Annotated in this window: 20 protein-coding genes and 1 pseudogene; 11 read left to right on the top strand and 10 right to left on the bottom strand. The window is 71.6% G+C overall.

Features of this window, described 5'->3' with window-relative positions:
• Positions 1 to 108 precede the first annotated feature (108 nt).
• Positions 109 to 609, top strand: a complete 501-nt coding sequence (locus R4Z63_RS10785; protein ID WP_384445885.1) for a DUF1203 domain-containing protein — start codon at positions 109 to 111, stop codon at positions 607 to 609.
• A gap of 64 nt (positions 610 to 673) precedes the next feature.
• Here R4Z63_RS10785 and R4Z63_RS10780 read toward each other — a convergent pair whose 3' ends face one another.
• The 3 genes and pseudogenes from R4Z63_RS10780 to R4Z63_RS10770 all read right to left on the bottom strand — a co-directional run bounded on the left by R4Z63_RS10780 (position 674) and on the right by R4Z63_RS10770 (position 6,130).
• Positions 674 to 1,702 carry an aspartate-semialdehyde dehydrogenase gene (locus R4Z63_RS10780; protein WP_037923676.1) on the bottom strand — a complete coding sequence of 343 codons (1,029 nt, stop codon included), beginning with the start codon at positions 1,700 to 1,702 and terminating at the stop codon, positions 674 to 676.
• A 269-nt stretch (positions 1,703 to 1,971) separates the two neighbouring features.
• Positions 1,972 to 5,295, bottom strand: coding sequence for a S8 family serine peptidase (locus tag R4Z63_RS10775; protein ID WP_384445883.1), 3,324 nt, complete (start codon positions 5,293 to 5,295; stop codon positions 1,972 to 1,974).
• Between the two features lie 273 nt (positions 5,296 to 5,568).
• Positions 5,569 to 6,130: pseudogene (locus R4Z63_RS10770) on the bottom strand (CGNR zinc finger domain-containing protein).
• Positions 6,131 to 6,252: 122 nt separating this feature from the next.
• On the opposite strand from R4Z63_RS10770, the gene R4Z63_RS10765 reads away from it, so the two are divergent.
• Entirely contained in the window at positions 6,253 to 6,711 is a 459-nt protein-coding gene (locus R4Z63_RS10765) for a VOC family protein (RefSeq protein WP_491522531.1), read from the top strand.
• Positions 6,708 to 7,592 carry a pyridoxamine 5'-phosphate oxidase family protein gene (locus tag R4Z63_RS10760; protein ID WP_384445877.1) on the top strand — a complete coding sequence of 295 codons (885 nt, stop codon included), beginning with the start codon at positions 6,708 to 6,710 and terminating at the stop codon, positions 7,590 to 7,592. Before R4Z63_RS10765 ends, R4Z63_RS10760 begins: the two co-directional genes overlap by 4 nt.
• Here the strand turns inward: R4Z63_RS10760 and R4Z63_RS10755 are convergent.
• Positions 7,568 to 8,530 (bottom strand): hypothetical protein, encoded by a 963-nt coding sequence (locus R4Z63_RS10755; RefSeq protein WP_384445875.1) that lies wholly within the window; start codon positions 8,528 to 8,530, stop codon positions 7,568 to 7,570. The genes R4Z63_RS10760 and R4Z63_RS10755 overlap by 25 nt on opposite strands.
• Positions 8,531 to 8,805: 275 nt before the next feature.
• A complete protein-coding gene (gene pepN / locus R4Z63_RS10750) occupies positions 8,806 to 11,361 on the bottom strand; it encodes an aminopeptidase N (RefSeq protein WP_384445873.1) in 2,556 nt (851 codons plus the stop codon).
• A 139-nt stretch (positions 11,362 to 11,500) separates the two neighbouring features.
• Between pepN and R4Z63_RS10745 the strand changes: the two genes are divergently transcribed.
• Positions 11,501 to 12,151 carry a mycothiol-dependent nitroreductase Rv2466c family protein gene (locus R4Z63_RS10745; RefSeq protein WP_384445871.1) on the top strand — a complete coding sequence of 217 codons (651 nt, stop codon included), beginning with the start codon at positions 11,501 to 11,503 and terminating at the stop codon, positions 12,149 to 12,151.
• A 123-nt stretch (positions 12,152 to 12,274) separates the two neighbouring features.
• Here R4Z63_RS10745 and R4Z63_RS10740 read toward each other — a convergent pair whose 3' ends face one another.
• The 3 genes from R4Z63_RS10740 to R4Z63_RS10730 all read right to left on the bottom strand — a co-directional run bounded on the left by R4Z63_RS10740 (position 12,275) and on the right by R4Z63_RS10730 (position 16,125).
• A complete protein-coding gene (locus R4Z63_RS10740) occupies positions 12,275 to 12,931 on the bottom strand; it encodes a superoxide dismutase (RefSeq protein ID WP_037923692.1) in 657 nt (218 codons plus the stop codon).
• A 161-nt stretch (positions 12,932 to 13,092) separates the two neighbouring features.
• Positions 13,093 to 14,496: an amino acid permease gene (locus tag R4Z63_RS10735; RefSeq protein WP_384445869.1), complete on the bottom strand. Its 1,404-nt coding sequence runs from the start codon at positions 14,494 to 14,496 to the stop codon at positions 13,093 to 13,095.
• A 228-nt stretch (positions 14,497 to 14,724) separates the two neighbouring features.
• Positions 14,725 to 16,125, bottom strand: a complete 1,401-nt coding sequence (locus tag R4Z63_RS10730; RefSeq protein ID WP_037923698.1) for an amino acid permease — start codon at positions 16,123 to 16,125, stop codon at positions 14,725 to 14,727.
• 285 nt (positions 16,126 to 16,410) lie between these two features.
• Here R4Z63_RS10730 and R4Z63_RS10725 point away from each other — a divergent pair, with 285 nt between their 5' ends.
• A complete protein-coding gene (locus R4Z63_RS10725; RefSeq protein ID WP_037923700.1) occupies positions 16,411 to 16,995 on the top strand; it encodes a biotin transporter BioY in 585 nt (194 codons plus the stop codon).
• A gap of 93 nt (positions 16,996 to 17,088) precedes the next feature.
• Here R4Z63_RS10725 and R4Z63_RS10720 read toward each other — a convergent pair whose 3' ends face one another.
• Complete coding sequence (locus R4Z63_RS10720; protein WP_037923702.1) at positions 17,089 to 18,525, bottom strand: amino acid permease; 1,437 nt, start codon at positions 18,523 to 18,525, stop codon at positions 17,089 to 17,091.
• Positions 18,526 to 18,744: 219 nt separating this feature from the next.
• On the opposite strand from R4Z63_RS10720, the gene R4Z63_RS10715 reads away from it, so the two are divergent.
• From R4Z63_RS10715 to R4Z63_RS10705, 3 genes are all read left to right on the top strand, one after another.
• Complete coding sequence (locus tag R4Z63_RS10715) at positions 18,745 to 19,230, top strand: ribose-5-phosphate isomerase (protein ID WP_037923704.1); 486 nt, start codon at positions 18,745 to 18,747, stop codon at positions 19,228 to 19,230.
• 107 nt (positions 19,231 to 19,337) lie between these two features.
• Complete coding sequence (locus R4Z63_RS10710; RefSeq protein ID WP_384445866.1) at positions 19,338 to 20,147, top strand: Fpg/Nei family DNA glycosylase; 810 nt, start codon at positions 19,338 to 19,340, stop codon at positions 20,145 to 20,147.
• Positions 20,148 to 20,383: 236 nt separating this feature from the next.
• Complete coding sequence (locus tag R4Z63_RS10705; protein WP_384445864.1) at positions 20,384 to 21,526, top strand: SpoIIE family protein phosphatase; 1,143 nt, start codon at positions 20,384 to 20,386, stop codon at positions 21,524 to 21,526.
• Positions 21,527 to 21,889: 363 nt separating this feature from the next.
• On the opposite strand, the gene R4Z63_RS10700 is transcribed toward R4Z63_RS10705, so the two are convergent.
• Positions 21,890 to 22,501: a DUF4232 domain-containing protein gene (locus tag R4Z63_RS10700; protein ID WP_384456456.1), complete on the bottom strand. Its 612-nt coding sequence runs from the start codon at positions 22,499 to 22,501 to the stop codon at positions 21,890 to 21,892.
• Between the two features lie 108 nt (positions 22,502 to 22,609).
• On the opposite strand from R4Z63_RS10700, the gene R4Z63_RS10695 reads away from it, so the two are divergent.
• The 3 genes from R4Z63_RS10695 to R4Z63_RS10685 all read left to right on the top strand — a co-directional run bounded on the left by R4Z63_RS10695 (position 22,610) and on the right by R4Z63_RS10685 (position 24,800).
• The gene (locus R4Z63_RS10695) at positions 22,610 to 23,998 is read left to right on the top strand and encodes a pyridoxal phosphate-dependent decarboxylase family protein (RefSeq protein ID WP_384456458.1); all 1,389 of its coding nucleotides are present in this window, start codon (positions 22,610 to 22,612) and stop codon (positions 23,996 to 23,998) included.
• A complete protein-coding gene (locus R4Z63_RS10690; RefSeq protein WP_384456461.1) occupies positions 23,995 to 24,450 on the top strand; it encodes an HD domain-containing protein in 456 nt (151 codons plus the stop codon). Before R4Z63_RS10695 ends, R4Z63_RS10690 begins: the two co-directional genes overlap by 4 nt.
• Positions 24,451 to 24,605: 155 nt before the next feature.
• Positions 24,606 to 24,800: a hypothetical protein gene (locus R4Z63_RS10685; RefSeq protein ID WP_384456464.1), complete on the top strand. Its 195-nt coding sequence runs from the start codon at positions 24,606 to 24,608 to the stop codon at positions 24,798 to 24,800.
• Positions 24,801 to 24,905 lie beyond the last annotated feature (105 nt).

Genomic DNA, 24,905 nt, shown 5'->3' with positions numbered 1-24,905 from the left:
CGCCATCCTTCCATGGGGGCAGGGTCACCGCCCCGGAGTAATCCACGGGCGAACGCGAGGTCGGAAACCCGCCGGACGGACGAGCCCGTTCCCGGCAGGCTGCTGGGCATGACCATCAGACACCGGGCCAGGCCCATCGAGGAGGCGGCGCTCCAGGAGCTCCGCGCGCACGACGATGCGGGACGGCCACTCGTCCCGTACCCCGACGAGAAGGGCGGTGAGCCGCTGCGGTGCTGCCTGCGCCCCAGTGAGGTGGGGGAGCGGATCGCCCTCGTCTCGTACGCGCCGCTGCGCCGCTGGGCGGCCCGTACCGGCGCCGATCCCGGCGCCTACGACGAACAGGGGCCCGTCTTCGTCCACGCCGAGGCGTGCGGGGGCCCCGCCGGCGGCGACGCACACCCCTTCGTCCGGTCCGGGGCGCGGCGCACCGTCCGGCGGTACGACGCCCGCGGGCACATCCTCGGCGGGCGGCTCCTGGACCTCGGAGAAGATCCCGACGGGATGATCGAGCGGGCTCTCGGCGACGCCTTCGCCGACCCCGCGGTGGCCCTCGTGCACGTCCGCGCCGCCGAGTACGGCTGCTTCCTGTTCGAGGTGCGCCGGCCCTGACGTGCCCGGAGGGCGGGCGCCGTGCGGCGCCCGCCCTCCGGTCGGTGCGGTTCCGGGTGCGGGGTCAGCCGCGCAGCTCCTCGGCCACGAGCTCCGCGATCTGGACCGCGTTCAGCGCGGCGCCCTTGCGGAGGTTGTCGTTCGACACGAACAGCGCGAGGCCGTTGTCCACCGTCTCGTCGACGCGGATGCGGCCCACGTACGAGGCGTCCTGGCCTGCGGCCTGGAGGGGGGTCGGGATCTCGGAGAGCTCCACGCCCGCGGCGTCCTTCAGCAGCTCGTAGGCGCGCTCGACGCTGATCGGCCGGTCGAAGCGGGCGTTGATCTGGAGGGAGTGCCCGGAGAAGACCGGTACGCGCACGCAGGTGCCCGAGACCTTGAGCTCCGGGATCTCCAGGATCTTGCGGGACTCGTTGCGCAGCTTCTGCTCCTCGTCGGTTTCGAAGGAGCCGTCGTCGACGATCGAACCGGCGAGCGGGAGCACGTTGAAGGCGATCGGACGCTTGTAGACGCCCGGCTCGGGGAAGTCGACGGCACCGCCGTCGTGGACCAGCCCGGTCGCGCCCTCGGCAACGGCCTTGACCTGGCCGTCGAGCTCGGCCACACCGGCCAGGCCGGAGCCGGAGACCGCCTGGTAGGTGGTGGCGACCAGCGAGGTCAGGCCGGCCTCGTCGTGGAGCGGGCGCAGCACCGGCATGGCCGCCATGGTGGTGCAGTTCGGGTTCGCGATGATGCCCTTGGGGCGGTTCCGGATCGCGTGCGGGTTGACTTCGGAGACCACGAGGGGGACCTCGGGGTCCTTGCGCCAGGCGGAGGAGTTGTCGATGACCACGGCGCCCTGCGAGGCGACCTTCTCGGCCAGGGCCTTCGAGGTGGCGCCGCCCGCGGAGAAGAGCACGATGTCCAGGCCGGAGTAGTCGGCCGCGGAGGCGTCCTCGATGGTGATCTCGCGGCCCTCCCACTCGATCGTCGAGCCGGCGGACCGGGCCGAGGCGAACAGGCGCAGCTCGTCCACCGGGAACTTGCGCTCGGCGAGGATGCTGCGCATGACTGCGCCGACCTGACCGGTGGCTCCGACGATTCCGACCCTCACGGTGACTCCTTCTGCTCCGTACGACGCGGGCGCGCGTGGAGCCATCATGCGTTCGACCCCACGCGCCTTGTCCAATTCATTGTCCGAGGAACGGACGGTTTTCTGGATGCGCACCCCCGTGACGCCTGCGTGACGGGGGCGCCCCGCCGGCTCCGGAACAGCCGTTTTGCCTGGTCGGAGCCGGAGCCGGAGCCGGAGCCGGAGGGGAAACGGCCCGAGGGGGCGGTGCTCGTCAGAGCGCCGCCCCCTCGGGTTCCCCGCGGAAGGTGCTAGGGGAGGACCTTCTCGATCTGCACGCTGCCGGTGCCCGCAGCGGTGCCGCGGGCGTTGAGCAGCTCGACCTGGCCGAAGAACTGACGGCCCTCCGGGGCCGCGCCGGTGACCAGGACGTTCGCCGAGACCTGCGCGGTGGCGCCGGTGGCGAGGTTCACCGCGGCGGCCTCGTCGACCTGGACGGAGCCCAGGGCGGCCGAGAAGAACACGTCGCGGTAGTCGTAGGTGGTGGAGCCGGCCGGGACCGCGTAGCCGATCACCTTGACCGTGTAGGTGCCCGCGGCCGGGTTCACCAGGCTCACGGCCTCCTCGGAGTCGCCGTCGGCGGAGGAGCCCACCTTGACGCCGTCCTTGTAGACCTCAAGGTCGAGGTCGGCGGCGGTGTCGGACACCTTGCCGATCGCGACGTCGAGGCGGGAGGTACCCGCGGGCACCGCGATCTCGGTGGTCTGGGTCTCACCGTCCGCGATGGTCGGCTTGGCGACCTTCGCGGAACCGAGCGGGCCGCCCTTGAGCTTGCCGCCGGAGATGGCCGCGCCGGAGTTCTTGACGCTCCACTGGACCGGGGCCGGGGTGCCCTGCTTCACCTCGGGCAGGACCTTGACCGCGGGGTCGAAGGCAGCGCCGAGCACGGAGACGTCCAGCGTGAACGGGTTGTCCAGGACCGGCGACGTACGACGGGCCTCGACCTCGATCTCCCAGACGCCCGGCGCCGGCTCGGGGTACGAGCGCACGTCGGGACGGCAGGTGTTGGCCGGGTTGTCGTAGTTCGGGTAGCAGTTGATGGTGGACGTGGGGTCCACCGGCACGCCGTACGGGTGGATCGCGATGAAGCGCGTCTGGGCGCCGGCCGCGAGACCGCTGAGGGCGACCTCCAGGCTCTTGGCACCCGGCGGCACCGTCACGAAGTACGACTTGTGCGAGTTGCGCTCCACGGTGGAGGACTGCGACAGGGAGAACGCCGGCGCGGCCAGGGGGGCGGAAGCCACGACGGTCGTCAGGATCTGCTTGTCGATGCCCTCGGTGGTCTCGTCGTCCAGCTGCAGGATGCCGCTGTGGACGCCGGCCGTCTTGGGCTTGGCCTCGACCTTGATGGTGACGGGCTTGTTCAGCGGCAGGGTGACGTAGTCGTAGCCGCCGATGACCTTGAAGGTGCCGTCGTTGTTGCGCCAGCTCAGGTCGTGCCGGGTGCCGTACTTGACACCCGTGGTGCGGGTGACGACGACGTTGTAGACCTTCTTCTGGCCGACCTTGAGGCCGCCCTCGCGGTCGTACAGGCCGGTGCCGAAGCCCGGGGTCTTCAGGAACTGGTCGATCGCGGTGTCGACCGGCGCCTTGACGGTGAACTCGTTGGCCCTGGCGTCGCGCTGGATGGACTCCCACGCGCCGTTCACGTCGATCAGACCCGAACCCTGCGCGTGCGCCGGGACGTCGTGGATCTTCTTCGCGGAGCTCGTCAGCGCGATGCGCAGGGAGGCCGGGGTCAGCTTGATGTTCTGCTGCTTCGCGGCCGAGATCAGCAGGGCGCTCGCGCCCGCGGCCTGCGGCGAGGCCATCGAGGTGCCCTGGAGCATGCCGTAACCGGCCGGCAGGGTGTAGCCGGCCTCCTTCACCGGCGCGCCGGGCAGCCAGGTCTGGATGGTGTTGATGGCCGCGCCGGGGGCGCTGATGGTCGGCGTGAAGCCGCCGTCCTCACGCGGACCGCGCGAGGAGAAGGGGAACATGTTGTACTTCGTGCTCACGCCGGAGCCGTAGTTGGCGGCCCAGGTCTCCTTCGAGACCGAGGCGCCCACGGAGATGACCTTGTCCGCGAGGGCCGGGTCGCCGATGGTGTTCAGCCCCGGGCCGGAGTTGCCGGCGGAGATGACCAGCTGGACCCCGTAGGTGTCGATGAGGTTGCGGTAGAGCTCGGCGCGCGCGTTGTTGCCGTCGTTCAGCGCCGGCAGGCCGCCGATGGACATGTTGACGATGTCCACACCGCGGTTGACGACGAGGTCGATCATGCCCTCGGTCAGCGCGATGTTGGTGCAGCCGCCGGACCAGGAGCAGGCGCGCGAGGAGACGAGCTTGGCGCCGGGCGCCTCGCCGTTCATCTTGCCGCCGAAGAGGCTGTTGGCGGCGGTGATGCCGGCGACGTGCGTGCCGTGCTCGGACTCGATGATGCCGATGTTGACGAAGTCGACCTTCTTGCCGACCCAGTCCCCGCCCAGCGGGTCCATCGGGACGTCCTTGCGGATCTCGATCACGAACGGGATCCGCTCGGCGACGTCGGTCGCCGGGTTGTCCGTGCCGAAGTAACCGATCTGGTAGCCGTCCTTGTACGGCTTCATCGGCTCGTTGTTGGTGAAGTCGCCGTCCTGGTCGGTGTCGACACGCACGGTGCCGGCGGCCGCGTCGTACAGCATGCCGAACCGGTCGGTGGTGTCCCCGTCCCGGTTGACGTCACCCTTCATGTCACCGTTCGCGGTGATCGACTCGCTGAAGCGGCTCCACTGGAAGCTGCCTTCGGGCGCCTTCCAGCTCTGGCCGCCCGCGGTGAAGGTGCCGCCTGCGGTGGTGACCGGGGTGATCTGGGCCCGCCAGGTACCGTCGTTGTCGGTGATCGGGTCGGTCGCCGTCACCCAGTCGACGATCTTGCGCTCGCCGGTGGTGGTCTTCTGCAGGGCCGGGTGGCCGAGGTCGACACCCGAGTCCATGATGCCGATCGTCACACCACGGCCGTCGGCCTGCGGGTTCTGCGCGACGAAGTCGACCGCCCCGGTCTCGAAGGACGGGTTGTACGGGTTCTTCGCCGGGGTGTTCCGGTCCGGCGCCGCGTACGTCCCGGCCGAGGTCTTCTTGGCCGTGCCGCTCTCCCGGCCGGCGTCGGGCCGCGGGTCGGGCAGCTGGATCTCGTGACGCAGGTCGATGCCGTGCACCGAGGACAGCTTGGCGGCCGCCTTCAGCGCGGCCTCCGCCTTGCCGGTCGGCAGGGTGGCGCGCACGTAGCCCAGGTTGTCGTAGGTCCGGCCGACCGAGGCGCCCTGGACGGAGTCCAGCTGGTCGGCGACCTGCTTGGTCTGGCCGGGGGCGGTCGCGACCATGACGGTGACGTTCGCGTCACCCTTGGCCTTGGCCTCCTGGAGGAGCTCGACGTCGGCCGAACCGAGCTTCTGGTCGGCGGACTTGACGGCCGGTGAGGTGCCCGGGGTGTCCGTGCCGGTCGCCGCGAACGCGGGCACGGCGCCGCCGGCCACGAGGGCGGCGACCAGGCCGGCCGCGGCCGCGACGCGCACGGCACGTCTGGCCCCGGGTATGGAGCTGGGGGATTCGAGGGTCATCAGCATCCCTGGTAAGTGAAAGATACGGTCCGGATTTCGGTGCCGGATGACCGGTCAGCTTTGCGCAACGGACCGCTCTTTGGGGAGGGATGTCATCGACCGAGACCTACCGTGGCGGACACTCGCCAGTGCGGTGTTTCCGCCAGTGGGTCCGTATCCGGGCACAGTGGTGCGAAACCCTGGGGCCAAATAGTCGATTTGTCGACATGGCGGCCCCGAGTCGACATCGGCGCGAGGCCGGGCGCCGGCACCGGTGTGACAGATTTCGAGCGATCAGCGCTCGCGCGTGCGCGCGTAGTGGCGCGAGGCCTTCGCCCTGTTCCCGCAGGACGACATCGAGCACCACCGCCGCGTTCCGTTGCGCGAGGTGTCGTGGAAGTGCAGGATGCACGTCTCCGAGGCGCAGGCGCGGATCCGCTCGGGCGTCGAGCTCAGCAGGTCGAGGTAGTCGCGCGCGGCCGTCCAGGCCGGACCCCAGGCCGGATCGGCGAACTCGGCCCGCTCGCCGGGACCTTCGGGGGTCAGGGTGGCGCGGATGCGGCCGTGCTCCAGTACGGCGTCCACGAGTGCCCGTGCACTGTCGTCGGTCGGGTCCGCCACCGCGCGGGCCAAGGCCTCGCGCGCGGTCATCAGGTGGACGAGGGTCGGGGCGTCGGCCCGGAACCGGTCGGCCAGTCCGGTGGACCGCAGCCAGACCGCGAGCCCTTCGACCCGGCCGAGACCGAAGGCGCCGGCGAAGAGGTCGACGGGCTCACCCTCGCGCATCCAGCGCGTGTTCAGCAGGTCGAGGGCGATCGGCTCCCCCGGTCAGGGGTCGCGGGTCCGCAGTCGTCATGTCCCTCTCCTCATTCACTAACCCCTCAAGGATACGTGAACGGTTGACGCCCTCCTCTCTAACCTTTAAAGTGCATGTAGAAGGTTAGAATTCGTTGAACGGCCTCTGGGGAAGGACCCGTCATGACCACCGCCAGCAAGCTCCGCACCGGGCACGTCGGCCTGAACGTCACCGATCTGGACCGTTCGCTCGCCTTCTACCGGGACGCCCTCGGCTTCCAGGCGCTGGAGGAAGGCAAGGAGGAGGGTCGCCGCTTCGCCTTCCTGGGCCAGGACGGCGAGCCCGTCCTCACGCTCTGGCAGCAGGCCGACGGCCCCTTCGTGCCAACCGCTGCGGGCCTGCACCACCTGGCCCTCTCGGCCGGCGCGGCCGAGGAGGTGCGCGCGTACGAGGAGCGGCTGCGCGGCCTGGGCGTCACCTTCGCCCACGAGGGCCTCGTCGCGCACGGCGAGGGCACGGCCTCCGGCGGCATCTTCTTCCACGACCCCGACGGCATCCGCCTGGAGATCTCCGTACCGGCCGGTGCCGAGGGTGCCCCCGCTCCCACCGCAGGGGCGCCGACCTGCGGGTTCTTCTCATGAGCGGGGTCTATCACCGGGGTTCGCTGGCGGTGCAGGAGCGGGTCGGCGTGCGCGGGCCGGCCGAGCACGTCGGCCGTTCGATCACAACGGGCATCCGCGACGTCGCCGCGGCCTTCCTGGAGCTCCAGCCGCACCTGGTCGTCGGGGCCGCGGACGGCGCCGGCCGGATGTGGGCCTCCTGGCTCACCGGGCCGCCCGGCTTCGTGCGGGCCACCGGCCCGCACCGGATCGCCGTCACGAGCGGTCCGCTCGCGGGTGATCCGCTCGCCGAAGCGCTGGCCACGGCCGGGACCCGGGTCGGGACCCTCGCCCTCGACCCGCGCACCCGGCGCCGGATGCGGCTCAACGGAACGCTCGCGACGACCCCGCGGGGCTTCGCCGTCGAGGCGGAGCAGGTCTTCGCCAACTGTCCGAAGTACCTGCAGAAGCGGCAGCCGCTGGAACGGGTCGCGGAGGGGGCCGGAGTGGTGCACCGCGGGGACGCGCTCACCGCCGGCCAGGTGCGGACCGTACGGGCGGCCGACACCTTCTTCGTCGCCACCACGGGACCGGACGGGGCCGACGCCAGCCACCGCGGCGGCTTGCCGGGCTTCGTGGAGGTGCTGTCACCGGCCGAGCTGACCTGGCCCGACTACGCGGGCAACTCCATGTTCCTGACCCTGGGGAACCTGACCGCCGACCCGCGGGCCGGGCTGCTCTTCCCGGACTGGGCGAGCGGGGCCGTCCTCCAGCTCAGCGGCCGGGCCCGGACGGAGTTCGCGTCCGACGGCAGCCGTCGCACCCGCTTCAGGGTGGAGTCGGTGGTGGAGGCCGTACATCCGGGGCGGCTGTTGTGGAGCACCCCGGAGTACTCCCCTCACCTCGGGAGCACCACCAGGTAGGCGGCGGGCTCGCGGTCACCGGAAGCCGTCAGGGCGGTCCGGATGACCGCGGCCTGCTGCTCGGGCCAGTCCCGGAGCTTGCGCGGGGTGATGTGGACGACGGTCACCCCGAGCCGCTCCAGGGCCTCCCGCTTGCGCACGCACGCGGACCACTCCTCGTCCTCCCCCTGACGCGGGGCGCGGGTGTCGATCTCCACGGCCACGGCGTGCTCGGGCCAGAACGCGTCGACGCCGCCGAGGTGCGGACCGCCGGGGATCCGCAGGTCCACGTTCCATACGGGGTCGGGCAGTCCATGGCCGCGGACGACCTGGTAGAGCCGGTCCTCGGCGATCGCCCGGCCCTCCGCCAGCAGGGACTCGACGGCGTCGACCACGTGCGGCCGGTTCAGCAGCCGGGCCACCGTCAGCTCCCGTACGACGGCGGCCGGTTCGCACGCCCCGCTGCGGACCGCCTCGCTCAGCAGCCGGCGTACGGTACCGGCGTCGTCGAGCTGCGCGACGGCGTCGGCGACGGCCCGCGCGACGGGCGCCACGGGCAGCCCGGTGACCTCCTGGGGTCGGGGCGCGGTGTGCACGCGCACGATCCGCACGTCGCCGGTGGACCGCAGCCGCCGGGTGCCCGGCACCAGGACGTCGATGTGCGAGAGGGCGAGCAGCGGGGGCGCGGAGGGGAAGCGGTACAGGGCCAGGGCCGCCAGCCCGGTGATCATGGCCTCGCCCGCGCCGCGCCGGCCCGCGTACAGCAGCGCCGCGTGCAGCCGTTCCTCGCTGGTCGCCGGCCCGGTGTGGAGCAGGAACACACCGGGCAGGATCTGCTGCCAGGGCCGCTCGGCGGCCTCGGAAGCGCTCACGCCGTGCTCGCGCAGCTGGGCGAGGGTCAGCACGCGCGGGCTGTTGCCGGTGAGGTGGGCGAGGGGGAGGGGTGCGTTGTGGTTCATGACGCGGTGATTCCCTCAGGCCATGGCCTTGCTAACCCCTGTTACACGCTCGTCGGCAAATCCGGACAAGCCGGGGCTAAAGTACGGGCGTTCGACTGCCGATGAGGTGCGCCCGTACGGGTGACCGGACCGCACCGCGGTTGCCGGGGCTCCGCCCGGACCCCGCCCGGACCCCGCCCCGGAGAGGCTGGATCGTCCAGCCCGTCCGGGGCGCGAGGCCCGGAGCCGGGCAGAGCACGGGCCCGGGGCCGGGCAGAGCACGGGCCCGGGGCCGGTCAGCCGGCCGCCGCGTCGCACCGCTGCGCGGCAAGGGCCCGGGCCAGGTCGTCGCGGGACTCCAGGACCAGGCGGCGCAGCGCCGGGGCGGCGTCCTCGTGTCCGGCCAGCCAGGCGTCCGTGGCGTCCAGCGTGGCGGCGTCGCCCTGGAGCGAGGGGTAGAGCCCCTTGACGATGTCCATCGCGATCTGGATCGACCGGTCCGACCACACCCGCTCGATGACCTCGAAGTAGCGCCCCGCGTGGGCCGCCAGCAGGTCCCGCTGCGACGACTGCTGCATACCCGCGATCGTCGCCTCCACCAGGGCGTTCGACAGCGCGTCCGACTCGACGACCGCGGCCCACGCCTGGTCCTTCACCGCCTGCGAGGGGCGAGCCGCCAGGCACCGCACCTGGTGCCGCTTGCCCGACGCCGTGTCGTCCCGCGCCAGTTCGGCGGCGAGGACTGCCTCGTCCACCGCACCGTGCGCGGCCAGCGGCAGCAGGAAGTCCCAGCGCAGCTCCTGGTCCACCTCCAGCCCGTCGATCCGCGCCGAGCCCTCCAGCAGCCCGAGGAGCAGCTGGAAGTCGCCCTCGGTCGCCGCGCTCGCCGCGAAGAACCGAGCCCAGGTCAGCTGGTGCTCCGACCCCGGCGCCGCCGCCCGCAGCTCGTGCAGCGCTCCCGCCGCCAGGTCCCGGCCGACCTGCTCGCGCCGGTCCGGCGCCGCGTAGTGGGTGATCGAGGCGCGAGCCTGCGCGTGCAGCTGCTGCAGGACGCCGACGTCCGTCTCCCGGCCCGCGTGCGCCAGTACCAGCGAGACGAAGTCGTGCGCCGGCATCAGGCCGTCCCGCGTCAGGTTCCACAGCGCCGACCAGCTCAGCGCCCGCGCCAGCGGATCCGTCAGGTCGCCCAGGTGCGCGCGCAGCGCGGCCAGCGAACCCTCGTCGAAACGGACCTTGCAGTAGGTGAGGTCCTCGTCGTTGACCAGGACCAGGTCGGGCCGGTCCTGCCCGGACAGCTCCCCGATCACCGAGCGGGATCCGCGGACGTCGGCCTCGGCTCGCGCGTAGCGGACCAGCGAGCCGTCCGGCTCCCGCCGGTACAGGCCGACGCCGACCCGGTGCGGACGCAGCTCGTCGCCCTCCTGGACGACGGCGAGCTCGGCGATCCGCCCCTGGGCGTCGTGGGTCACCACCGGCGTCAGCACGTTCACGCCCGCCGTCTGCAGCCAGGCCCGCGACCACTCGGTCATGTCGCGGCCGGACACCTCGCCGAGTACCGACAGCAGGTCGTCGAGGGTGGTGTTCCCGTAGGCGTTCGCCTTGAAGTAGCGGCGCGCGCCCTCCAGGAACGCCTCCCGGCCCACGTAGGCGACCAGCTGCTTGAGCACCGCCGCGCCCTTGGCGTAGGTGATGCCGTCGAAGTTCAGCTTCGCGTCCTCCAGGTCACGGATGTCGGCCGTGATCGGGTGCGTGGACGGCAGCTGGTCGGCGCGGTAGGCCCACGCCTTGCGGTTGTTGGCGAAGGTCACCCAGGCCTGGTCGAAGCGGGTGGCCTCGACGAGCCCGAAGGAGCCCATGAAGTCCGCGAAGGACTCCTTCAACCACAGGTCGTCCCACCACTTCATGGTGACCAGGTCGCCGAACCACATGTGCGCCATCTCGTGGAGGATCACGTTCGCGCGCCGCTCGTACGAGGCCTGCGTGACCTTGCCGCGGAAGATGTACTCCTCCCGGAAGGTCACCATCCCCGGGTTCTCCATGGCGCCCAGGTTGTACTCCGGCACGAAGGCCTGGTCGTACTTCCCGAAGGGGTAGGGGTAGTCGAAGATCTCGTGGAAGAGGTCGAAGCCCTGCTTGGTGACGAGGAAGACGTCGTCCGCGTCGAAGTGCTTCGCCAGGCCCTTGCGGCACATGGCGCCCAGCGGGATGGTCAGGTCGCCGCGGGTGTAGGTGTCCGTCACGTAGTGGTACGGCCCCGCGACCACGCAGGTGATGTACGTGGAGATCGGCGCGGTCTCGGCGAAGCGGCGGGTCCGGCCCTCGCGGGACTCCTCGGCGCCGTTGCTCCACACCTGCCAGCCCTCGGGCGCGGTGACCTCGAAGCGGTAGGGCGCCTTCAGGTCGGGCTGCTCGAAGTTCGCGTACACCCGGCGGGCGTCGGCCGGTTCGTACTGCGTGTAGAGGTAGACCTCGCCGTCCTCCGGGTCCACGAAGCGGTGCAGGCCCTCGCCCGTCCGGCTGTACGCACAGTTCGCGTCCACCACCAGGACGTTCTCGGAGGCCAGGCCGTCCAGGGCGATCCGGGCCCCGTCGAAGACGGCGGACACGTCCAGCGCCCGCCCGTTCAGGGTCACCGAGTTCACCGACGGCGCGATCAGGTCCGCGAAGGTGGCACCGCCGGGCGTCGCGGCCCGGAAGCGGATCGTCGTCACCGAGCGGAAGGTCCGCGGGCCCTCGGCCGGCTCGGCCTCGTCCACCGCCGAGCTGATGTCGAGGACGACCTCGTACCCGTCGACGGACAGCAGCTCGGCCCGCTCGCGGGCCTCCTCGCGGGACAGATTCTCTCCGGGCACCTGCACTCCTTCGTGCGCGATCGCGTTCTTGACCGAATCCTCGCACGAGGGGGAATGCGTGCGGCGGCGTCCTGGTTGGCGACGGAGGACATGCGCCGTTGACGCCTTTTTCCACCTGAGACCGACACCGAGGAGAGACATGAGCGAGACCCAGGTGCGCGAGAAGACCCCGGTCGACTTCTGGTTCGACCCGCTCTGCCCTTGGGCCTGGATGACGTCCCGTTGGATGCTGGAGGTCGAGAAGGTCCGCGACGTCGAGGTGCGCTGGCACGTGATGAGCCTGGCCGTGCTCAACGAGAACAAGCTCGACGAGCTGCCCGAGGTCTACCGCGAGCTCCTCGGCCCCAAGGGCTGGGCGCCGGTGCGCGTGGTGATAGCCGCCCAGCAGAAGCACGGCGACGAGATCACCGGCAAGCTCTATACCGCGCTCGGCACCCGCATCCACAACGAGGACAAGGGCGCGACCCGTGAGGTGATCGCCGAGGCGCTGGCCGAGGTCGGCCTGCCGGCCGAGCTGCTCGCGTACGCCGACTCCGACGAGTACGACGAGGTGCTGCGGGCCTCGCACGACAACGGCATCGACCGCGTGGGCCAGGAGGTCGGCACTCCGGTGATCTCCGTTCCGGGCGCCGACGGCGAGGGCGACATCGCCTTCTTCGGCCCCGTCGTGACCCCGACCCCGCGCGGCGAGGCCGCCGCCCGGCTGTGGGACGGCACCCTGCTCGTCGCCTCCACGCCCGGCTTCTACGAGATCAAGCGGACCCGCACCAAGGGCCCGTCCTTCGAGTAGCCCGTACGGCGAGGACACAGAAGACCCCCGTGAGTCACGTCCTCACGGGGGTCTTCCGTTGGACACGCCCGCCGGTGAAGGCTTGAGAAGACGATCACGAGGCGGACGGGCTCGGGCGTGCGATCAGCCCTTGACGGGGATCAGCAGCGGGGTGTTGGCCTTGGCGTCGGCGTAGCGCCGGGAGACGTCCTGCCAGTTGACGACGTTCCACATCGCCTCGATGAAGTCCACCTTCTGGTTCTTGTACTGCAGGTAGAAGGCGTGCTCCCAGGCGTCGAAGACCAGGATCGGGGTGCTGGCGACACCCACGTTGCCCTGGTGGTCGTAGACCTGCTCGACGACCAGGCGGCCGCTGACGGGCTCGTACGCGAGCACGCCCCAGCCGGAACCCTGCGTGGCGGAGGACGCGAAGGTCAGCTGCTTCTTGAACTTCGCGAAGGAGCCGAAGGACTCGGTGATCGCGTCGGCCAGCTCGCCCAGGCCGTCGGCCGCGGTGGGCTCGCCGCCGCCCTCGCCGGTCTTCGGGCTGGCCATGTTGTGCCAGTAGATGCTGTGCAGGATGTGGCCGGAGAGATGGAACGCGAGGTTCTTCTCCAGGCCGTTGAGCGCGCCCCAGTTCTCCTTGTCGCGCGCCTCCGCCAGCTGCTCCAGGGTGTTGTTGGCGCCCGTGACGTAGGCCGCGTGGTGCTTGTCGTGGTGCAGCTCGATGATCTGCGGGTTGATCACCGGCTCCAGCGCCGCGTAGTCGTACGGAAGCTCAGGAAGCGTGTAGATGGCCATGCGTGTTGTCCGGTCCCCTCGGCGTGCCAATCGCTAATTGCAATTAATGCGCAACTGCACGCTAGCAGTATCTATTCCCAGTCACACGTAAGGGTTGCCTCTGTGCGACGCAGGCGGGCCCCGTGCTTCCGCACGGGGCCCGCCTGGTGGTCGAAGGGTGTTCAGCGGGCGACGGCCGCCCGGCGCTGCAGCGCGTATCCGGTCACGGCCAGGGCCACGGCGAGCCCGCCGGTGAAGATCACCTGCACTCGGGTGTCCTCACCCCGAGCCATGAGCACGAGGACCCCGGCCACCCCGGCCAGCGCCACCCAGGTCAGGTACGGGAACCCCCACATCCGCACCACGAGCTTCTCCGGAGCCTCGCGCTCCAGCCGGCGGCGCAACACGCTCTGCGAGACGGCGATGAAGCCCCAGACGACGAGGATGACGCCGCCGACCATGTTCAGCAGCCAGGCGAACAGGGTGTCCGGGTACCAGTACGACAGCAGCACGGTGGCGAAGCCGAAGCCGGAGGAGGCGAGCACGGCCCGGCGCGGGACGCCGCCGGCGACCCTGCCCAGCGCCCGGGGCCCCTGGCCGCGGGAGACGAGGGAGTGGGCCATGCGCGAGGAGCCGTAGATGTTGGCGTTCATCGCGGACAGCAGGGCGATCAGGATGACCACGTTCATGATGTCGCCGGCGGCCGGGATGCCCAGGTGGTCCAGGGTGGCCGCGTACGGGCCGTCCTCCCTGACCTTCGGGTTGTTCCACGGCAGCAGGGTGACGATGACGAGCATGGAGCCGACGTAGACGACGGCGATGCGCCACATGGTGGTCCTCACCGCCGTGGCCACCCCCTTGACCGGGTCCTCCGACTCGGCGGCGGCGATGGTGACCGTCTCCAGTCCGCCGTAGGCGACGACCGAGGCCAGCAGGCCGACCAGCAGGCCGTCCACGCCGCCGGGCAGGAAGCCGCCGCCGTGGAGCAGGTTGGCCGTGCCGGGTGCGTCGGTGCCGGGCAGCAGGCCGAGGACGGCCAGCACGCCCAGCCCCAGGAAGAGGGCGATGGCACCGATCTTGAGGGCCGCGAACCAGAACTCGAACTCGCCGAAGTTCGAGACGGCGGCCAGGTTGGAGCCACAGAACAGTGCCATGAAGACCAGCACCCACATCCACGACGGGGTGCCCGGGAACCAGCCCGTCATGATGTGCGCCGCACCGATGGCCTCGATGGCCACGCCCACGCACAGCAGCGCCCAGAACATCCAGCCGACGGTGAACCCGGCCCACGGGCCGATCGCCCGTTCTGCGTGCACCGAGAAGGAGCCGGAGGCGGGGTTGGCGGCGGACATCTCGCCGAGCATCCGCATCACGAACATCACGAGCAGTCCGGACGCGGCGTAGGCGAGCACGATCGAGGGACCCGCCGCGGCGATGCCGGCCCCGGATCCGACGAAGAGTCCGGCGCCGATGACACCGCCGAGCGCGATCATCGAGAGGTGGCGCTGCTTGAGTCCGTTGCCGAGCGGGGATCCGGCGTCGGTCCGCGGCGGCTCGGGCGGTGCGGCGGTACTGCTGTGGCTCATGGGGAGGTGCCTGTCGGTGCGGGGGCGAAGCGGCCCCAGTGTGCCGAGCGTCCGATCACCGGACGTTCTCTGTCCGATATCCGGACAGCCGCTTCACGGGCCGTGATCGACTCCGTACGGCCCGGGAACGGCAGGACCCCCCGCGCCGCGGCGCGGGGGGTCCTGCCGGTGGTTCCCGGTCCGGTGATCCGGCAGACAGGCCGACGGGTAGACAGGCATGCAGGTGGGTCAGCCGGCCCGCCGGTCCCGCAGCTCGCGCACGCCCGCCACCGCGAGGACCAGCAGTGCGGCGCCCGTCGACCACAGCAACTGCGGCCGCGCGGAGTCGTCGAACAGCATCAGGACCAGGACCGCCACCATCCCGGCCAGGGCGGCCCAGGTCGCGTACGGGAACAGCCACATCGGCAGGACCAGCCGCTCGGGCGTGTCCCGCTCGATCCGGCGGCGCAGCTTCAGCTGGGAGACCGCGATCAGTGCCCACACGAACAGCAGCACGGCGCCGACCGCGTTGAGCATGTAGAGGAAGATCGTGTCCGGCCACAGCAGGTTGAGCACCACCGAGGCGAAGCCGAAGGCCACCGAGGCGAACACGGCCCGGCGCGGCACGCCGCCGCCCGAGACCCGCAGCAACGACTTCGGCGCCTCTCCGCGCTCGGCCAGCGAGAAGATCATGCGCGAGGACCCGTACAGGTTCGCGTTGAGTGCCGACAGCAAGGCCACGAACACCACGATGTTCATGATCTGGCCGGCCCCCGGGATGCCGATGGAGTCCAGGACCGCGACGTACGGGCTCTGTCCCGGCTCCAGCGAGTCCCACGGCAGCAGGGTCACGATGACCACCATCGAGCCGACGTAGAAGAAGAGGATGCGCCACACGGCGCTGCGCACCGCACGGGAGACCGACCGGGCCGGGTCGTCGGACTCGGCTGCCGCGATCGTGACGACCTCCAGGCCGCCGAAGGCGAAGACGACCGCGAGCATGCCGGCCACCACGCCGCCGAAGCCCTCGGGGAAGAAGCCGCCGTGGCCGGTGAGGTTCGCCATGCCGACCGGGTCCGTGTCCGGGAGCAGGCCGAAGACCGCGAGGGTGCCCAGGACCAGGAAGAGCACGATGGCGCCGACCTTGAGCGCGGCGAACCAGAACTCGAACTCGCCGAAGTTCTTCACCGCAGCGAGGTTGCTCACGGTGAAGACCACCATGAAGAGCAGCACCCACACCCACTGGTCGACCGAAGGCACCCAGCCGTTCGCGATCTTCGCGGCGCCGGTGGCCTCCACGGCGAGCACCACGACGAGCAGGAACCAGTACAGCCAGCCCGCCGAGAAGCCGGCCCAGCGGCCGAGCGCCCGCTCCGCGTAGACGGAGAAGGAGCCGGAGGCCGGCATCGCGGCCGACATCTCGCCCAGCGCGCGCATCACCAGCATCGCGAGGACGCCGGCCAGGAGATAAGAGCAGATGATGGCGGGGCCGGCGATGCCGATGCCCGCGCCGGAGCCGACGAAGAGGCCGGCGCCGATCACGCCGCCCAGCCCCAGCATGGTCAGGTGGCGCTGCTTGAGACTGTGACTGAGGGGTTCCGCGGGCAGCTCGCCCGTTGTGGGAGGTGCTTCTGGCAGGCGCTCACGCATGAGAAGTGCTCGTACTCTCGTTCGGCCCAGCGATGGTGGGGATCCCGCCGTGGGCTTAGCGGGATCCAACAGTCTCGCCGAGTGGCGGTCGTCCGTGCAAAACGGACGCGTTGTTGGATGTTGCACGTGACGGGGGTCACGTTGGCTCGATCGGGGGAGTGAGCTTTGTTGGTTCCCCACCATCGCGGGGAGCAGGGCTTTGTCCCGGGCGGCGGTGGGGCGACCCCGGACCGCGGACTAACGTCGGTGATCGTCCCCACCCCCACCACCTCGCGGAGCCCCCTCATGAGCACTGCTTCCGTCACCCTCCGGCCCGGCGTCGTCCTCGCCGACCTGCTGCCCGCGAGCCGCGTGCGCGATATCGCGCTCGTCGTCGGCGGTGCCGCCCTGACCGGGATCGCCGCGCAGATCGCGGTGCCCGTGCCCGGCTCCCCGGTCCCTGTCACGGGCCAGACCTTCGCCGCACTGCTCGTCGGCACCGCCTTCGGTGCCCGCCGCGGCTTCCTCTCGCTGGCGCTGTACGCCCTCGTCGGCATGGCCGGCGTGCCGTGGTTCGCGGGCGGCACCTCCGGCGCGGGCGGCGCGTCCTTCGGCTACGTGCTCGGCATGCTGCTCGCCGCCACCGTCGTCGGCGCCCTCGCGCGGCGCGGCGCCGACCGCTCGGTCCTGCGTACGGCGGGCGCGATGGCCCTCGGCTCCGCGGTCATCTACGCGGTGGGCGTGCCGTACCTCATGGCCGCCACCGGGATGTCCCTGAGCGCCGCCGTCGCGGCGGGCCTGACCCCGTTCCTGATCGGCGACGCCCTCAAGGCGGCCCTCGCGATGGGCGTCCTGCCGGCCGCCTGGAAGCTGGTGGGCCGGCGCGGCTGATGTCGACGCCCCGGTACCGGCCGGAGTCCGGCCCGCCTTCGGGTTTCGAGGCGGGCCGGACTCCGGCAGACGCACGGGAAGGGCGGGGCCGGCTCAGCCCTGGACGGCGGCCCGCCTGCGGCGCCGGTCCAGGACCACGCCGACGGCCACGACCAGACCGGCGACGAGCGTGGACAGGGTGACCACCTCGCGGTTCGCGTCGTCGACGAACATGTAGCCGATCACGAACGTGATCAGGCCGGCGGTGGCCCAGGTCAGCCACGGGAACAGCCACATCTTCACAGTGAGCTTCTCCGGGGCCTCGCGGACCAGGATCCCGCGCATCCTCAGCTGGGTGAGGCAGATCACCAGCCACACGAAGAGCGCGATGGCACCGGAGGAGTTCAGGAGGAAGTTGAAGACCGTGTCCTTGAAGGCGTAGTTGAAGTAGACGGCGACGAAGCCGAAGACCGTGGAGCCGAGGATCGCGGCGACCGGCACGCCCTTGGCGTTGACCTTGGCGAACGCCCGGGGGGCGTCGCCGCGCTCGCCGAGCGAGAACGCCATGCGCGAGGCGGTGTAGAGGCCCGAGTTCAGGCAGGACAGCACGGCGGTCAGGACGATGACCTCCATGATCGTGCCGGCGTGGGCGATGCCGATCGAGTCGAGGGCGGCGACGTAGGAGCCCTTCTCGGTGATCGACTTGTCGTTCCAGGGGAGCAGCGTCAGCACGACGAAGATCGAGCCGAGGTAGAAGACGCCGATGCGCCAGATCACGGAGTTGGTGGCCTGCGTAACGGCCTTGCGGGGGTTCTCCGACTCGCCGGCGGCGAGAGTGACGATCTCACTGCCCATGAAGGAGAAGACGACCATCAGCACACCGGTGAGGACCGCGCCGTACCCGTTGGGGAAGAAGCCGCCGGTGTCGGTCAGGTGCGCGAAGCCCGCGCCGGGGTTGTCGGAGCCGGGCAGCACGCCGAAGACGGCCAGCATGCCGATGACGACGAAGGCGCCGATGGCGACGACCTTGACGCCCGCGAACCAGAACTCGAACTCACCGTAGGAGGCGACCGAGCCGAGGTTGGTGGCGGTCAGCACCGCCATCACGATCAGGGCCCAGGCCCACTGCGGGACGGCCGGGATCCAGCTCTCCAGGATGGCGGCACCGGCGGTGGCCTCGACCGCGAGGACGACGACCCAGAAGAACCAGTAGAGCCAGCCGATGGAGAAGCCCGCCCAACGGCCGAGCGCGCGGTCGGCGTAGGCCGAGAAGGAACCCGAGTTCGGGCTGGCGGCGGCCATCTCACCGAGCATCCGCATCACGAAGACCACCATGGCGCCGACGAGGGCGTAGGAGATCAGGATGGCGGGACCGGCCTTGGCGATGCCGCCACCGGAGCCGACGAAGAGACCGGCGCCGATGACGCCGCCGATGGCGATCATGGACAGGTGGCGGTTCTTGAGACCGGCCTTCAGACCGTCGGAGGGCAGGCCCTCACCGGGGTTACCGGTGGAATCGCCTGCCTTCTGAAGGGTCGTCGTGGAGCTCATGGACGAATCCTTAGGTTCTCGGGTTGCGAGCCCAGGCATTCAAACCTGAGATGAACGCAGGACGGAAGACCTCAATCCGGACCACCGGCTTCGGGTGAACGTCCGGGGCCGACGCCCTGCCGTGTCCCATCTGCGTCCTTTGGGTTTACTTGAGCTTCAGAAGTGACTTACGCGACACCCACTGCGGGCGGTCGCGGCTCCTCGTGCCACACTCGTCCCATGCGCGTGTACCTCGGATCCGACCATGCCGGCTTTGAGCTCAAGAACCACCTCGTGGACTGGCTCAAGAACAACGGCCACGAGCCCGTCGACTGTGGCCCCCACATCTACGACGCGGTGGACGACTACCCGCCGTTCTGCCTCCGCGCCGCGGAGAAGACCGCCGCGGACTCCGGCAGCCTCGGCATCGTGATCGGCGGCTCCGGCAACGGCGAGCAGATCGCCGCGAACAAGGTCAAGGGCGTCCGCGCCATCCTGGCCTGGAGCGTCCAGACCGCCCAGCTCGGCCGTGAGCACAACAACGCCAACGTCATCTCGGTCGGCGGCCGCATGCACACGCAGGAAGAGGCCGTCAGCTTCATCGAGGCCTTCCTGGCGACCCCGTACTCCGACGAGGAGCGCCACACCCGCCGCATCGACATGCTCTCCGCCTACGAGCAGACCGGCGAGCTCCCCCCGATCCCGGCCCACCACCCGCAGGGCTGATCCCGCTTCCGGCCGTGCCACCCGCGGAGCGGGGTGGCACGGCCGTCGTCTTCCCCCTCACCGTCTCCCTTCTCCGTCTTCTTCTCCCATCCGCCGAGGAGCGCGCAGTGCCCGAGGGGCATACGATCCACCGCCTCGCCAAGGACCACCTGGAACGGTTCGCCGGGCGGCAGGTCGCCGTCAGCAGCCCCCAGGGCCGGTTCGCCGAGAGCGCCGCCCTCCTCGACGGCCGGATCCTGGACGGCGTCGACGCGCACGGCAAGCACCTCTTCCTCGGGTTCGAGGGCGGCGGGTGGATCCACATCCACCTCGGCCTCTTCGGCACGTACGCGCTCGGTCCCGCACCGGCCCCGCCGGCCACCGACACCGTCCGGCTGCGCCTGGCCAACGACGCGTACTTCTCCGACCTGCGCGGCCCGACCACCTGCGCCTGGATCACCGACGCGGAGAAGGCCGCGACCAGCGCCCGCCTCGGCCCGGACCCGCTGCGCAGCGGCGACGATCCCGACCGGGCCTGGGCCCGCATCTCCCGCTCCCGCACCACCGTCGCCGCGCTGCTCATGGACCAGAAGGTCGTCGCGGGCGTCGGCAACGTCTACCGCGCCGAGGTCCTCTTCCGGCACGGCATCGACCCGTACCGCCTGGGCAGGGACCTCACCCGCGCGGAGTGGGACGCCCTGTGGGAGGACCTGGCCGTCCTGATGCGCCGGGGCGTGCGCGACAACCGCATCGACACCGTCCGCGACGAGCACCTCCCCGAGGCCATGGGCCGCCCGCCGAGGGTGGACGATCACGGCGGAGAGGTGTACGTCTACCGGAGGGCGAACATGCCCTGCCACATCTGCGGCGGCGAGATCCGCACCGCCGGTCTCGCCGCGCGCAACCTCTTCTGGTGCCCCACCTGCCAGCGGAACTAGGGCCCGTCGCACCCCAGGGCGAACGGGAGCACCTCCGCCGCACGTCCGTTCGTACGGCCGTACCGGGCATCCGGCCCATCAGTCTGCAAAGCATCCAATAGGTGCATCTCCAGAGCCATGCGGTCATCACCGCCGGGGCATTCCGTGACGACCCCGGCGTTTCCCGGCGCCGCCCGGTTCCAGGTGCGGGGGTACCCCTGCGCATTCACAGCCGGGATGGATAAGGTCCCGAAGCAATGGCCCGAGCACATGTGGAGACCCTTCTGGCCCGGATGCGCATGCGGTCGCACCGGGGCCGCACCGCCCTGCGCAAATCCGCCGTCGACTACTTCCGCGGAGACGCCTCCGACTGGCTCGCCTTCGGCGGGCTGCTGCTCACCGTCCCCGCCATAGCCTTCGGCACGCTCATGCTGCCTGTCTGGTTCTCGCCGGCGGCGCTCGTCCTGCCGATCGTCGCCGGCGGCCTCCTGCTGCGCCCCGCCAGCCTCCTCGCCCTGTACGCCGCCTCCGCCGCAGCACTGATCGTCGAGGCGCTCGTGCTCGGTCCCTACACCCAGGGCCCGGCGCGCGTCACCCCCGGTACGGTGCTGGTCGTCGCGGCCTGCGGGTTCTTCGGACTGCTCATCGCGCAGTTCCGCAGCCGTGTCGGCGTGCCCTGGCGGCGCGGCGGCACCATGCTCTTCGACCTGCGCGAGCGCATCCGCGTACAGAGCAAGCTGCCCGCCCTGCCGCGCGGCTGGCACCGTGAGATGGCCCTGCGCCCGGCCGGCGGCCAGTCCTTCTCCGGCGACTTCGTGGTCGCGGCCCGTACCAACGGAGGTCGCACCCTGGAGATCGTCCTGACCGACGTCTCGGGCAAGGGCATGGAGGCCGGCTCCCGGGCCCTGCTGCTGTCCGGCGCCTTCGGCGGCCTGCTCGGCGCACTGCCGCCCAACGGCTTCCTGCCCGCCGCGAACGGTTACCTGCTCCGCCAGGACTGGGACGAGGGCTTCGCCACCTCCATCCACCTCGTGCTGGACCTGGAGACCGGCGACTACGAACTCCTCTCGGCCGGCCACCTCCCCGCGCTCCAGCTCTGCGCCGGCACCGGCCGATGGCAGGAGAAGTCCGGCGAGGGCCCGCTGCTCGGCGTCTACGACGGCGCCGAGTTCACCCCCGCCCGCGGCAACCTCCGCCGGGGCGATGTCCTGATGCTCTTCACCGACGGCCTCGTCGAGACGTCCGACCGCGAGATCAGCGAGGGCATCGACCGCCTGACCGGCGAGGCCGACCGCTACGTCTCCGCCGGCTGGCACGGAGCGGCCTGGCACCTGATCGAGAAGGTCGCCAAGGACGTCAACGACGACCGCGCCCTGCTCCTCATCCGCCGCTCGCCCTGATCCGCGCGGGGGTTCGTCCCGTCCGGGCCGCCCCGCCCACTCCGGGCCGATGCACGGCCGCCGCCCACGGTCTGCGCGAGAGGCCGGCCGGCCCGGTGACGGTCACCGGCACCGGGCCGGCCGGCCCCTCCCCGATGTCGCCCTGCCGCGAGGTCCGGCATGCCCGGACCTCCTCCGGCGCCCCCTCCAGCACCCCCGGCGCGAGGCAGCGAGGTCCCGAAAGCAGCCGTGGAGACCGGGCGGCCGCATCCGCTGCGGCCCGACCCCGACGTGCCGCGGTTCGCCCGCGGCGCTTCCGGTCGGCCGCCGGTGCGTGGCGGGGCGGCCTGTGTCCCGCCGCCGCAGGGGCCGCCCGGCGACCGGTCACCCGGCCGCCGCCCTCCACGGTCCGAGCCCCAGCCTGCCGGTGTTCCCGAGGTCGACCGGCCGGGCGAGCCGGAGCCGCAGCCGGGGCGCGCCCGGCCGGGGCTCGACCTCCACGACCGGCGCCGTCACGGCCCCCACCGCCGCGTCGGTCACCAGATTGCGCCACACCATCGACACGGTCGCCACCCGGCCCGGCGCCAGCGTCACCCGCTGCGGCGGCGCGTCGATGTCCGGCGCGCCCGAGGTGATCCCCGCCGCGCCGTGCTGGACCGAAACGTCCACCGGTTCGTTGCGGCCGTCCCACAACGACACCTGCGGGTATCCCTCCAGCACGTACGGCTCCGTGCCGCAGTTCTCCAGTCGGAAGCCCGCCACCCGCAACCCCATCGCCGCGTTCCCGTCCGTCTCCACCAGCCGTACCCCGCCCTCCGGGCACGTCCCGGCGGACGCGGACGGCGGTGCGGACACCGTCCCGCCCGGCCGCTCCGCCGCCCGCACCGGCCCCGGCGCGGGCGGCGGAGCCGGCGGGGTGGAGCACCCCGCGACCCCCGCCACCACGCCCGCCACGCCCACGGCCACCACGTTCCGCACCCACCGCTTCGCGATCATCCGCCGAGCCTACGGCGCCCCCGCCGGGCGGTGCCCGATCGGTACGGGCGGGCCACCCGTCCCGGATTGGCCCGCCCGCGCGGCCGGCCCGGGTCCTACCGTGCCTCCATGGACCGCACGCTCGCCGCCGACCTCGCCCGGCTCCCCGACCTGCTCGACGCCACCCGCCGCGCCGCCGCCGAAGCGCTCGCCGCCCTGGACGGACGCGTCGTCGTACCACCCGCCCCGGAGCCGCCGGCCCCCGAACCGCTCCCCGGGCCCGGCACCGGCACGGAGAGCGCACTCGCCGCGTTCCGCGAACGCTGGGAACCACGGCTGTCGGCCTCCGCAGGCCCCCGCTACTTCGGCTTCGTCACCGGCGGCGCCACCCCCGCGGCGCTCGCCGGGGACTGGCTCACCGCAGTCCACGACCAGAACTCCAACTCCTCGATGGACGGCGCCGGCCAGGACCTCGAACGCGAGACCGTGGGCTGGCTCCGCGAGCTGTTCGGCCTCTCCGACGCGCACACCGGCACCTTCGTCAGCGGCGCCACCATGTCCAACACCACCGGCCTCGCCATCGCCCGCGAATGGCTCGGCGAGCGCCTCGGTGTGTCCCCGGCCGAGGACGGCGCCGCATCCCTCGGCCCGGTCCGCGTCCTGTCCGGCGCCCCGCACTCCTCCATCGCCAAGGCCCTCTCCTTCCTCGGCCTCGGCCGCAGCTCCCTCGTCCGGGTCCCGACCCTGCCCGGCCGGGAGGCCGTCGACCCCGCCGCCCTCGACCGGGCGCTGGCCGACACCCCCGGCCCGGCGGTGGTGGTCGCCAACGCGGGCACCGTCAACACCGTCGACTTCGACGACCTCCCCGCCCTCGCCGCACTCCGCCCGCGCCACGACTTCTGGCTGCACACCGACGCCGCCTTCGGCGCCTTCGCCGCGCTCTCCCCGGACCACGCGCACCTCACCGAAGGCCTCGACGCCTCCGACTCCGTCTGCGTCGACCTGCACAAGTGGCTCAACGTCCCCTACGACAGCGCCGTCCAGTTCACCCGCCGGCGCGACCTGCAGGCCCGCGTCTTCCAGAACTCCGCCGCCTACCTCGGGCCCCTCGGCGAACACCCCGACCTCGTCCACCTCACCCCGGAGAACTCCCGCCGACTGCGCGCCCTCGCCGCCTGGTTCACGCTGCGCGCCTACGGCCGACAGGGCCACCGGGAGATCGTCGAGCGCAACATCGCCGGCGCCAGGGCCCTGGGCGCGGCGCTGGAGGAGGACTCCGCCTTCACCCTCCTCGCCCCCGTCCGCCTCAACGTCGTCTGCTTCACCCTCGCCCGAGACCCCGACCCGGCGCGTCTGACCGCACTGCGCGAGGCGCTGTCCGCCGAGGCGTTCGTCACCCCGACCGTCTACGAGGGAACCGCAGGGCTGCGCGCCGCGTTCTCCAACTGGCGTACGACGCAGGCAGATGTCCACAGGACGGTCCGGGCCCTGCGCGCGGCGGCGAGGGAGATCGCATGACGAGCAGTTCCCTGACCCTCCAAGAGGTCGAGGCCCTGGCGCGCGGTGCGCACGAGGGCCGGACCGACAAGGCCGGCAGGCCGTACGCCGAGCACCTCGCGGCCGTCGCGGAGGGGGTGCGCGTCCGCGGCGGCACGCCCGAACAGCAGGCGGCGGCCTGGCTGCACGACGCGATCGAAGACGAGGCGCTCAGCCTCACCTGGCTGGATTCCGCCGCTCTCCCGCAGTCCGTGAAGGACATGGTCCTCGCCGTCACCAAGCGGCCCGGCGAGCCCGTCGAGAGCTACGCGGCCCGCATCCTGGCCACCCCGGGCGCCCTGCTCGTCAAAGAGGCCGACCTCGCGCACAACGCCGACCCCGTACGTCTCTCCGTACTGGACGGCCCCACCCGCGAACGACTGTCCGTGAAGTATGCGTATGTCCGTTCCCTCCTGGGCCTCACTGCCCCCTGAGCCCCTTCGCTCACGGCCGTTGGCGAAAACGGAACAGCGGCCTTTCGTCACGGGGCGTATGACTGTGGTCCGTTGGTGGGAGGATGGTCCATGTGGGGGCATTCTCGGCCGTGCGCCCCCGGCCGACCAGGGGACGACCGAAGGTGTGATCAGAAGTGGCCATTTCGCTGTCAGTGGTGGTTCTGTTGGGGGTCATCCTGGTGGTGCTGATCCGTGGCAACCACATCAAGACGGGCCCCGCCATCGTCGCGGCCCTCTTCGGTTTCTTCCTGGCGTCCAGCTCGATCGCGGACGACGTGAACCGTTTCCTCAACTCCCTCGCGACGATGATCGCGAACATCAGGCTCTGAGGCCCGGCGGCATGACGCCGCAGGGCGCCCGGGTCGTCGCCCCGAAGGGGCCGGGCCCGCGGACCCGGGAGCGGAATCCCCGGCAGGCGGCTGCGGGGGCCGGTG

Source organism: Streptomyces sp. PL-29, assembly GCF_058344425.1.
The sequence above is the reverse complement of the archived record's forward strand: the minus strand, read 5'-3'. Positions and strand labels throughout refer to the sequence as shown.